13 protein-coding genes are annotated in these 10,859 nt (G+C 26.0%); all 13 read left to right on the forward strand.

Going from position 1 to position 10,859, the window contains the following annotated elements:
- Positions 1–275 precede the first annotated feature (275 nt).
- Positions 276–1,178 carry an NAD-dependent epimerase/dehydratase family protein gene (locus AZI32_RS15980; RefSeq protein WP_061996818.1) on the forward strand — a complete coding sequence of 301 codons (903 nt, stop codon included), beginning with the start codon at positions 276–278 and terminating at the stop codon, positions 1,176–1,178.
- Positions 1,179–1,638: 460 nt separating this feature from the next.
- Positions 1,639–2,109, forward strand: a complete 471-nt coding sequence (locus tag AZI32_RS15985) for a GNAT family N-acetyltransferase (protein WP_061996820.1) — start codon at positions 1,639–1,641, stop codon at positions 2,107–2,109.
- Between the two features lie 27 nt (positions 2,110–2,136).
- On the forward strand, positions 2,137–2,388 hold the full coding sequence (locus AZI32_RS15990) for a kinase to dihydroxyacetone kinase (RefSeq protein ID WP_061996822.1): 252 nt from the start codon (positions 2,137–2,139) through the stop codon (positions 2,386–2,388).
- A 274-nt stretch (positions 2,389–2,662) separates the two neighbouring features.
- Positions 2,663–3,142 (forward strand): GNAT family N-acetyltransferase, encoded by a 480-nt coding sequence (locus tag AZI32_RS15995; protein ID WP_061996824.1) that lies wholly within the window; start codon positions 2,663–2,665, stop codon positions 3,140–3,142.
- Positions 3,143–3,207: 65 nt separating this feature from the next.
- Positions 3,208–3,612 (forward strand): GNAT family N-acetyltransferase, encoded by a 405-nt coding sequence (locus AZI32_RS16000; protein WP_242865314.1) that lies wholly within the window; start codon positions 3,208–3,210, stop codon positions 3,610–3,612.
- Positions 3,613–4,024: 412 nt separating this feature from the next.
- Positions 4,025–4,447, forward strand: a complete 423-nt coding sequence (locus AZI32_RS16005) for a hypothetical protein (protein WP_061996828.1) — start codon at positions 4,025–4,027, stop codon at positions 4,445–4,447.
- Between the two features lie 727 nt (positions 4,448–5,174).
- Positions 5,175–6,566 carry a hypothetical protein gene (locus tag AZI32_RS18775; RefSeq protein ID WP_061996830.1) on the forward strand — a complete coding sequence of 464 codons (1,392 nt, stop codon included), beginning with the start codon at positions 5,175–5,177 and terminating at the stop codon, positions 6,564–6,566.
- Positions 6,567–6,615: 49 nt separating this feature from the next.
- Positions 6,616–7,125 (forward strand): hypothetical protein, encoded by a 510-nt coding sequence (locus AZI32_RS16015; RefSeq protein WP_061996832.1) that lies wholly within the window; start codon positions 6,616–6,618, stop codon positions 7,123–7,125.
- Positions 7,126–7,283: 158 nt separating this feature from the next.
- Positions 7,284–8,006 carry an HAD-IA family hydrolase gene (locus tag AZI32_RS16020; protein WP_061996834.1) on the forward strand — a complete coding sequence of 241 codons (723 nt, stop codon included), beginning with the start codon at positions 7,284–7,286 and terminating at the stop codon, positions 8,004–8,006.
- Between the two features lie 185 nt (positions 8,007–8,191).
- Positions 8,192–8,746 (forward strand): flavodoxin family protein, encoded by a 555-nt coding sequence (locus AZI32_RS16025; RefSeq protein ID WP_061996836.1) that lies wholly within the window; start codon positions 8,192–8,194, stop codon positions 8,744–8,746.
- 34 nt (positions 8,747–8,780) lie between these two features.
- Positions 8,781–9,251, forward strand: coding sequence for an NUDIX domain-containing protein (locus AZI32_RS16030; RefSeq protein ID WP_061996838.1), 471 nt, complete (start codon positions 8,781–8,783; stop codon positions 9,249–9,251).
- 47 nt (positions 9,252–9,298) lie between these two features.
- Positions 9,299–10,147 carry a hypothetical protein gene (locus tag AZI32_RS16035; protein ID WP_061996840.1) on the forward strand — a complete coding sequence of 283 codons (849 nt, stop codon included), beginning with the start codon at positions 9,299–9,301 and terminating at the stop codon, positions 10,145–10,147.
- Between the two features lie 36 nt (positions 10,148–10,183).
- Positions 10,184–10,702: a GNAT family N-acetyltransferase gene (locus AZI32_RS16040; RefSeq protein WP_061996842.1), complete on the forward strand. Its 519-nt coding sequence runs from the start codon at positions 10,184–10,186 to the stop codon at positions 10,700–10,702.
- The last annotated feature ends 157 nt before the right edge of the window (positions 10,703–10,859 follow it).

Consider the following 10,859-nt stretch of genomic DNA (forward strand, 5'->3'; position numbering starts at 1 on the left):
TAATACTGTAAAGAATTTAGACAATGTTGTACATGGAAATATTAGCAACTTAGTACATTTTTATTTTAGCATTCATACATTATTCATGAATTGAATTTTGGGGTATTTTTATGCCATAATTCAAATAAAATATGAAGTGAAATGTTGTTTAAAAATTGAACAAACAAGATATTTACAAAATATTTTATAATTGATTCATGATAATAAAATAGGCTTAAGTAAAAATTATTTGTATGAGAGATACAAAGTGATAGAAATTTAAAGGGGGTAATTCTATGAAAGGTATATTAGTTACAGGAGGAACAAGTTTTGTTAGTAAATATGTAGCAAAATACTTTCAATCAAAAAATTATGAGGTTTATGTTTTAAATAGGGGAACTAAGCAACAAATAGAAAATGTTAATTTGATTTGTGCAGATAGAAATAATTTAAAAGCTTGCCTAAAAGATTATTCTTTTGATGCAATAATAGATGTATGTGCATATAATCAACAAGATGTTAAAAATATATTAGATGCAGTTGGAGAGTTTAAAGATTACATATTTATTAGCTCATCGGCTGTTTATCCAGAAACCAACATACAACCATTCTCAGAAACTCAAAGAACTGGGCTTAATAAGATATGGGGTAAATATGGAACAGATAAGATTGAAGCAGAAAAATACTTATTTTCAAAAGTTCCTAATGGTTACATATTAAGACCGCCTTATTTGTATGGTCCAATGCAAAATATATATAGAGAACCATTTGTATTTGAATGTGCTTTGAGAAATAGAAAGTTTTACATTCCTAATGACGGTAAAATGAAATTACAGTTTTTCCATGTAGATGATTTATGTAAAGTTATTGAAGGTATTTTGGATAAACATCCCAAAAATCATATATTTAATGTTGGAAATTCAGAATTAGTAGACATTAATACATTTGTTGAATTATGCTATAAGGTTGTAGATACACCTTTAGAAAAAGTATATATAACTAATCATAGCAATCAAAGAGATTATTTTAGTTTTTATAATTATGAATATAGTTTAGATGTAACAAGGCAATCAGAGCTATTAGTAGAACAAAAGGATTTATTTGAAGGTTTAAAGGAATCTTACGAATGGTTTAAGAATAACTTTAACGAGGTTGGAAAAAAAGAATACATTAAATATATTGAACAAAATTTTGAATAAAGATTTAAGGGAACATTAAAATTGAATAATGATAAAATTAAATTTATTAAGCGGTTCAAAAAGTAAATAGAAAACAATATATTAAATTGTTGCATTATTCAGAAATAAGTTGTGATATTTTTTATGTTGCAATACATATAAGAGGTGAAATATATATAATAAGATGTTTGAAAATTGAATACTGTGTTATTTAAGAATATGGGGAAGATAGGACACTAAAAGAATTATGCAATATAGGAGAAGGTTGATAAAAAACAAATAAAATTCATCCTTTTTTATATTATTTAATTTAATATGTTATAGTACAGAAAAAATAAATTTAAATTAATATACTGTGAACATTGTTAAAAATATTTATATAAATTTTGCAAATAGCGTACATTATTCTTCAAAAAAATTGAAAATTTAAAAGTATAATATAAAGATAATAATATTATACTTTGTTTTAAGGGGGATAATAATGATAGAGTTAAGAAAAATTACAGAGCATAATTTTGATGAGTGTATTAAATTAAAGGTAAAGGAAGAACAAAAAAATTATGTTGCAAGTAATATATATAGTATTGCTGAGGCTTATGTTGTTTTAACAAATAATGAGTGCATTCCTATGCCATATGCTATTTATGACAATGATATAATGGTAGGATTTATAATGTTATCATATAATGAAAAAGATGAAAATGATGATAAAAATACATATTGGGTGTGTAGATTAATGATTGATAAAGATCATCAGAGTAAAGGTTATGGTAAGAAAACTATGATAAGAGCCCTTGAACTTATTAGGACTTTCCCTTATGGAAAAGCTTCAGCAGTTTACCTTTCTTATGAACCAGAGAATGTGGTAGCAAGGACGCTTTATGCATCCTTGGGTTTTGTAGAAACGGGCAAAATAGAAGATGGAGAAATGGTAGCAAAATTAGTTTTATAAATTAGGTATGATAAAGGAGAGTGTAGTATGATTGAATACAAATTTGATACTCAATTATTAATAGAAGGGCACAATCTTTCCGAGGATGCAATTAGCAAATATATTACAAGCAATATTAATGGTGATTGTTTGATTGCTGTTGGAGATGATGAGTTGATTAAAATTCATTTTCACACTAATACGCCATGGAAGGTACTTGAGTATTGTGCATCATTAGGTGATATTCATGATGTTGTTGTAGAAAACATGGAACGTCAAGCCAATGGACTTCAAGGATAAACAGCAAGTTGTTTGCTTTTATAGAATGTGTTAGTTATACAAAATTCTTTTTAGAAATGAACAATTAGATATATAAAAAGGTATATGAGAATACTATTTATAGATAATGAGAAAAATTTATACTTTAAATGTTTTAATATAATCATGAAAATTAATAATATATATCGCATTATTCAAAAGAAATGAATTTGCGATATTTTTTTATATGGTATTTTAAAGAAAACATAAAATAATATGTGTTTTGGAAATTGAATAATTTTATAGGAGAGTATGTATGATAAAGTTAAAAAAAATTTCGGGGGATGTTGCAGATATTATTTATAATATACAAAGGAAGTCATTTGAACCATTGCTAAATAAATATCATGATTATGATTCTAGTCCTGCAATGGAAAGCATTGAAAAGATTAGAGAAAAGATTGATAGAAAAAATACAACGGCATACATATTTCAGATAAATGATATTAATGTTGGATATGTTAGAGTAATGGAATTGGAATATATGACGTATAAAATTTCGGCTTTGTGTGTTCTTCCAGAATATCAAAATAAGGGAATTGCACAAGAAGCGCTGAAACAAATAGAAAGTTATTATTATAATGCACATAGATGGATTTTAGATACAATATTTCAGGAAAAGGGAAACTGTCACTTGTATGAAAAATTAGGATACGTAAAATTTGGAAAATTAAAACAAATAAATGAAAGAATGACACTTGTTAATTACGAAAAAGTATGTAAAGTATGTATATAATAAATGATTAGATTAATGAAAGGAGACTAATAATAGGTAATATTGATAATAAAAATATAGAAATAGTGAAGAAATTAAAAATAAAAAAGGAACAAGAAAGATTTATAGAAACTGTGACTGAATGTTTAGAAGAAGCAAATTTATATAATGAATGGCATCCAGTAGCTATATATAATTATGATGATATTGTTGGTTTTGCAATGTATGGCTCTTTTGGGCCTAACAAACATACTTGGATTGATAGAATACTTATAGATGAAAATTATCAAGGTAAAGGATTTGGAAAAGATGCAATGAAAAAGCTTATAGATATAGTTTTAAAAGAATATGAGGTAGATACTATATATTTAAGTATAGTGGAGGGAAATACAGTAGCTTATAATTTGTATACAAGTATTGGTTTTGAGTATATGAATGAAAGAGATCCTAACAATGGAGAGTTAATGCTTCATTATAGAATTAACAAATAAAAACTTGTAAAATTTATAAAAATACTAGTTTATATTTTAATTAACACTTAGTGTAATAATTAAAAAAATTTACTAAGCACTATAGGGTTCCAAGTTGACTTTTAAAATTATCCATTCTAAAACGTGGATACCTAAAATAGTGAGACATGCTCCGAATCACTTAGAATTTAACACTGCATCTTGTATGAAAATATTTTAAGGTTATTGAATAAATTTAAGTTGGAGCTTGTTTCCCTATAATAATAGGTAATATTGACAATAAAAATATAGAAATGGTGCAGAAATTAAAAATAAATTTATTAGCTTTTTGAATTAGAGGTATAAAATATAAACTATAGTATAATTTGTAAGAAAATTGAGTTATAGTTAAGATATAAAATGTTTAATATTTAAGAGAGAAGGGAGAAAATTTATGAAGGGTTATAAACTATTAGGCATAACATTTATACTATGTATATTAATATTTTTTGCAACAGGATGGTCATTTCTTAAAAATAATGACAGTGATATTAGTTCATTAGTAATTCATTCATTAGGAATTCATTCATTAGGATGTATAGAAAACGATGATGCAGTTAACGTAACTGGTAATAGAGTAATATCAATAGAATTAAAAAAAGGTGATAAAGTAAAATTCACATATGACTCTGATGTAAAAAAGGGTAGTCTAAAGATTCAATTAAATGGTTCGAAAAATGAGGTAATTGAAGATTTTCCAATAAACACGAGTGGTGCTAAAGAATTGACTATGGATAAAGATGTAAGTGGAGATCTTTCAGTAGAACTTGAAAATTTCGTAGGAAGTTATAAGATATATGGAGATGAGATAAAGTAAACATATATTAATTTATATTCTTATATATTTTAATATAATCATAAAAATTAATAATATATATCGCATTATTCAAAAGAAATGAATTTGCGATATTTTTTATATGGTATTTTAAAAATATAAGAATAGAATTTGGTAGTTTTAAAAAAATTAAATTTACTATTAAACTTATCTATAATGTTCAATTATAAAAAATAATAGAAGATATAGTTATTAAAAACTTAATAGTATGGCATTTAAAAACATGTTACAATATGGTTGAAATATTTAACTTAATCTCATTTATAGGGATGCAATCTATAACTTAAATTTATACATCAAATTTTTGTTATCAGTTGAGAAAAATAACCACAACTGTTCACTATTCACTCTTAACTTTTAACTAAAATAATCTGTTAGTTATTGAAAAAATATTAATTTGAGTTTTCTCATTTGATAAATGAATAAGTTTAAGATTTAATTTGGAACCCTATATAAGGTTCCAAGTTGATTTTTAAAATTACTCGTTCCAAAACTTGGATACCCAAAATAGTGAGACATGCTCGGAAACACTTCAAATTCAACGCTACATTTTGCATAAAAGTATTTTGAAGCTATTGAATAAATTTAAATGCGAGCTTGTTTCCCTATATAAGACATAAAGATAAAGTGGCATTTGTATTTTAAAGCTTATCTTCCCTTTGAAAAAATTATGAGGGATTAAATAAACTTAAAAAGGAGGGAAATATAAATGGGTGATGCTAATTTTCAATTAAATGAACATAGTAATCCTTGGCATAATTCAATAAAGGATATTACATGGGGATTTATATTTACTATGATGACTTTCAATTTTAGAGGGTTACAGTATATTTTACCTATAATTGGAGCAGGGCTTTTATATATTGGATTTTATGACTTGCGTAAGGAAAATAGGGAACTTAATAGCGCATGGATTTTTTCTATAATAAATATGTTAGCTAATATCTTAAGTTTAATATATGGAAATACACCATTAAGTGTTAATTTTAGAAATAATACTATTATGATAATTGCTTTAACTGTTTTTCACGTAAGTTTTCTTATTGTATTTCGAAAAGGGTTAAAAAAAGTTTTTGAAAAAGGAGATATAAGACCACGTAAAGATCCTATATTACGTATGATTATTTGGAGAGTTTCTATTTTAGTTTTTGCCATTACAGAGTTGGGAAAGTTGTGGTTTATATCTATTCCAGTAATCTTATTTTATTTTTACAACTTTATTTTACTTTACAAGGTATGTAAGGAATTAGAAAAAGTTAAGTTTGAAAATTTAGATAATGATGTAAGACTTAAGAGTAAAAATCATGTTTTAAGGTATATAATAGGGTGTATTTTTATATTTATATTGTGTAGTTTAGTTTCTAATCATATTAGATTAAATTCGGAAGAATTTACTTTTTCAAAGACTTCACAAACACGTGATATGCTTGTAAATATGGGATTTCCAGAGGAGATTATTAAAGACATATCAGATAGTGAAGTTGACATGTTAAAGGATGCTATATATGTAGATGTTTCTAGTGAGATGTTGATGTTTGATTCAAAAGAAAAAACTGTTAAGGAGAAACGTAACGTTTACGAAACCATTCAAAAACCAGGGAAAATTAATTTGAAATCAACAATTATTTATGTTGAATTGAAAGATGATAGCATGTATGGCATTGAATATTTTCAGTGGGTAGGTGGAAATGCATATTGGCATGATGGATTTAAAATTACTGGATCGGAGAAATTGGAACTTATAAATGGAAAATTATTGTACGAAAAAAACGGGACAAACTATTCAGCAGCTATACCTAGATTAAAGAATGAGATAATTTCAGGGAAAGATTGGTTTGGAAATGAAAATAAGTTTAAAGCAATTGCTGGTGCTGTAAATTATCCTTTTGGTTCTGATAATCAAAGAGGGTATGTTTTTTACAGGTTAGATATGAGAGATAGGGTATGGACTGGAAAAAATATACTTAATTATATACATTATAGGAGTCCATTTAGAAGTCCTTATGAGGAAACAGAAAAGAAAAATTTAATGTTTGATAATAAACTAAGACAACATAGTTTTAATTTTAGAACTAAGGCTTTTCGTGAAGCTAATGATTAATAAAATATATTATAATAGTTTTGTATTGTTCAAGAGGGAGAAATTTTAAATGAAAAAAATTGTTATTTTGGTGATACTATTTTTTATAAGTTTATATGGGTTTATAAAGTTTACAGGTACATCAGATGTTGATTATGTTAAAAAACAAATTAACATTAATATACCAAAACCAATAAATATAATTTATGAAGATACACATGAAGGATTTCATGGAGATGGAAATACATTTGCAAAATTAGAATTTGCATCTGATGATAAAGAAAATATCTTAGAAGAATTTAAAGATAACGTTAGTTGGCATAAAACACCATTAAGTGAGAATATTAATATGTTTATTTATGGTGGAATAAAAAATGGAGTTTACTATGGCGGTGATGTAGCTAAAGATTTTAAAATTCCTCAAGTAGAAAATGGATATTGGTATTTTGTTGACCGTCATAGCGAAAGTGATGATTCTTCAAGTGATGCAAAGATATTTTATCGAGGATCTTTTAATATGACAATAGCTATTTATGATATAGATAAAAATGTATTATATTATGTAGAGTTTGATACTTAAATTAGTGTATTAAAATACAAATATGCAATTAAAAATCAATACTATAAATGAAAAAATGAACAATTTGTGAAAAAATGCAAATTGAAAAAATATATATTGGTATGTAATTGTAGTGAATTTTAGTGTTGGGAAAATAATAAGTGTTAGGAGAATTTACAATGAAAATTTCGGCAGTTTTATGGGATTATGATGGAACCTTAGTAGATACAACTAGAAAAAATATGGCAGTAACAATGGAGGTTCTAAAAAATTTTATTCCAGATGTATATGATAATATCCCAGATGCATTAGTTTCTATTGAAAATTATCAAAAAGCAAATTATAAATATAAAAATTGGAAAGAATTATATAAAAATTGTTATGGACTAAACGATGAGCAAGTAAATGAAGCAGGGAAGCTATGGAGTCCCTATCAATTGAAAGATACTACATTACCTAATATGTTTAAAGGATTAAGTGATGTAATAAAAACATTGGGGCATATTAAACATGGAATTTGTTCACAAAATTGCTCTAAAAATATTTACAATACTTTAAGGGAATTTGGTGTTGGAGAATGTTTTCAATCAATTATAGGGTATGATGATATTTCATATAATGAGCAAAAACCTAATCCAAGTGGTTTTCTAAAATGTCTAGATAATCTTAATGTATCATCAAATAAAAGTGTAATAGTCTACATAGGAGATCATCAAGAAGATACTATATTTGGAAAAAATGCTGAGAATTATTATAAGTCAAATAAAGAGGATGTTAAGGTAATATGTATTGCGGCAAGATATAGTGGACATAGTACAAAAAATTGGGATGTTAAGCCAGATTTTGTGGCTTACTCTACAAGTGATATTTTAAATATTATTAATAGTATTGAAGGAAAGTAATTATATGTTATAAGTTTGATTAAGGATAAAACACCATATTATTTAGAAATAAATTTTATGGTGTTTTAAATTTAGTCTGTTTTTGTAAACATATAAAAATATACAGAATATATGGTATAATTTTCATATTAATTAAATTGTAGTCTTAAAAAAAGTATAGATTAATAAATGAAGGGAAGTAATTAATGAAAACACTTATTTTTAATGGTTCACCAAGAAAAAATGGTGATACTATGGCATTGGTGAATGAACTTATTAATAACTTAGAAGGGGAATATAAAATAATAGATGCATATAAATGTAATATCAAACCGTGTATTGATTGTAGATATTGCTGGGAGAATGATGGATGTTGTCTAAATGATGAAATGCAAGAGGTTTATAACTATATCCAAGAATGCGATAATATTTTAATTGCATCGCCACTTTACTTTTCTGAATTGACAGGCCAGTTATTGGCAGTTACAAGTAGACTGCAAACTTATTTTTGTGCAAGGCTCTTTAGGAATAAGATGCTCATTAAAAATGAAAAAAAAGGTGCAGTCATATTAGTAGGCGGTGGAGATGGAAACACTGGAAATGCTTATAAAACAGCATGTACAATTTTGCGTCATATGAACTCCAGAGACATTGCACCGGTTGTTTATAGCCATAATACTAACAATATTCCAGCTAAAGATGATATAACTGCTATGAAAGGTTCAATGAATTTGGCACTGTTTTTTAATGGAAAAATATAGAATATAAATATAGTTCAATAGGTGGAGGTTTAATATGGATTGTGGATTTACGGGAGAAAATGGGTGGTTTAGATATAGAGCAGCAGCAATTATTGTGGAAAAGGGATGTGTTCTTTTTGCTAAAAACCAATTAGAAAATTATTATTATTCCATTGGTGGAGGAGTTCATTTAGGAGAAAAAGCAGAAGATGCCGTTAAACGAGAGGTACTTGAAGAAACTGGTGTAGCATATGAGGTTGAGAAATTAGTATTTATACATGAAAACTTTTTTGATGGAACAGGAACGTTAGATGGGGTAAGGTGTCATGAAATTGCATTTTATTTTCTTATGAAGCCTAGGGGGACGCAAGAATTAAACAGTAATAGTTATACACAAGGAGTTCGAGAGTATATGCATTGGTTACCTATTAAAAATCTAAAAGACTATGTAGCTTACCCAGGTTTTTTTGCAGAAAAATTATTAAATATTGGTGATACTATTGAACATATTGTTACATTCGAATAATGAAATAATTTGTTGTACATTAAAAAGATGTAGGGGGTGAAATAAAAATGATAAAAACGGTTAATGATTTTAGTGAAATTCTAGATTTTGCATGGAGTTTGTGTCAGGATAATAAAAAAAATAGTTATCCAAGACGTAAAAGTAAAGAGGATTTACAAAGTGGTATTGAAAAGGCAATTAATTCAGATACACGAAAAATAATCGCTTGTTATAAAGAGAATATGCTTATGGGGGTTTGTAGTTTTTTTTGGATAGAAGAAGAGATGTATATACAAACCAATATGTTTTTAATAAAAGATAATTATAATATTACTGCTGATGAAATAATAAATTATCTTAAGAATAAGTTTAAAGGATATAATTTACTTATAGGTATCACATTTGATAATAAAGATGCAATCAAATATTTAGAAAGTAGAAATTTTAAATGTATTGAATCTAGTATTGATACAAGATTATATAAAGAAAATTATAAAGTTCGCAATATTGAAAAAACAATAAATTTGTTACAAAGTAATCAATTTGAAGAATATGCTAAATTTCATGATAAGTATGCGAAAGATATGTATTGGAATAGTGAACATATTAAGGAAAGCTTTGACGACTTTAATATTTTTGTATATATGGAAAATGGGACTATTATGGGAAGTATTTTTGTTAGAGATCTTAAAATTGAGGCAGAGGTAATTGGTTTATTTATTGATGAAAGAGTTAAGGGAAAAGGAATTGAAAGTAATCTGATTAACGTAATGATTAAAAACATTTATAAAAAATATACTGATATCAATGATATTGTTTATTTCATTGATGAGGATAGTGAAATTGAATTAGATTCAGCAAAAGAATTAGGATTCAAAATTATTGACAAATATAGATGTTACGAATGTAAATTATAATTAACTATAAATACCACATAAAATGGAGGATGATTTATGAAAGGTTTATTTTTAGTTGAGCCTAATAAGAACTATCAAAAGAGTTTTGAAAATTATGCTTTAGCTTATAGAAAGATAAATGATGAACATTATTTTAATAAATATAAAAAAGCATTAGAAAATTTCCAAGATTATTTAGACGACTTGGACGATTATTCCAAAGGAAATAATCTACCTCAAGGTGATGTTACAACTTCAACATTTTGGTTAATTGATAAAAAAGAAGTCGTAGGAGTAGTGAGAATTAGACATGAAGAGGTAGAATGTGCTGGGCATATAGGTTATGATATATCACCAGATTATAGAAATAAAGGTTATGGTTTTCAAATTTTAAAACTAGCATTGGAGAGGTCTATAAAGATAGGGCTAGAAGAAGTAATTTTAACTTGTAATATAGACAATACACCCTCAAAGAAAATTATAGAAAAGAATAATGGAAAATTTTTAGGAACTATTTTTGATGAAGAGGAAAATGAAGATATGAACAAGTATAGCATTACATTAACAACTAAATAGTTTTTTCTTTCATTTATAGGGTTTTAAACATAAGTGTAAAGTTAAGTCTAAAAACTCCAAAATTATAGTGTTAAAAAGTGATAATGAAAAAAATTAAAATAATAGTATGTAAAAATTATCTATATGATAAATATATAAAATAGAATTTGAAAGTAAG

The organism is Clostridium sp. ATCC 25772 (assembly GCF_001573875.1).
Lineage (GTDB): Bacteria > Bacillota > Clostridia > Clostridiales > Clostridiaceae > Clostridium_J > Clostridium_J senegalense.

Excerpts from the sequence above, each read along its gene's own strand:
- AZI32_RS15980 (WP_061996818.1), top strand. The coding sequence starts at position 276 with ATGAAAGGTATATTAGTTACAGGAGGAACAAGTTTTGTTAGTAAATAT.
- AZI32_RS15985 (WP_061996820.1), top strand. The coding sequence starts at position 1,639 with ATGATAGAGTTAAGAAAAATTACAGAGCATAATTTTGATGAGTGTATT.
- AZI32_RS15990 (WP_061996822.1), top strand. The coding sequence starts at position 2,137 with ATGATTGAATACAAATTTGATACTCAATTATTAATAGAAGGGCACAAT.
- AZI32_RS15995 (WP_061996824.1), top strand. The coding sequence starts at position 2,663 with ATGATAAAGTTAAAAAAAATTTCGGGGGATGTTGCAGATATTATTTAT.
- AZI32_RS16005 (WP_061996828.1), top strand. The coding sequence starts at position 4,025 with ATGAAGGGTTATAAACTATTAGGCATAACATTTATACTATGTATATTA.
- AZI32_RS18775 (WP_061996830.1), top strand. The coding sequence starts at position 5,175 with ATGGGTGATGCTAATTTTCAATTAAATGAACATAGTAATCCTTGGCAT.
- AZI32_RS16015 (WP_061996832.1), top strand. The coding sequence starts at position 6,616 with ATGAAAAAAATTGTTATTTTGGTGATACTATTTTTTATAAGTTTATAT.
- AZI32_RS16020 (WP_061996834.1), top strand. The coding sequence starts at position 7,284 with ATGAAAATTTCGGCAGTTTTATGGGATTATGATGGAACCTTAGTAGAT.
- AZI32_RS16025 (WP_061996836.1), top strand. The coding sequence starts at position 8,192 with ATGAAAACACTTATTTTTAATGGTTCACCAAGAAAAAATGGTGATACT.
- AZI32_RS16030 (WP_061996838.1), top strand. The coding sequence starts at position 8,781 with ATGGATTGTGGATTTACGGGAGAAAATGGGTGGTTTAGATATAGAGCA.
- AZI32_RS16035 (WP_061996840.1), top strand. The coding sequence starts at position 9,299 with ATGATAAAAACGGTTAATGATTTTAGTGAAATTCTAGATTTTGCATGG.
- AZI32_RS16040 (WP_061996842.1), top strand. The coding sequence starts at position 10,184 with ATGAAAGGTTTATTTTTAGTTGAGCCTAATAAGAACTATCAAAAGAGT.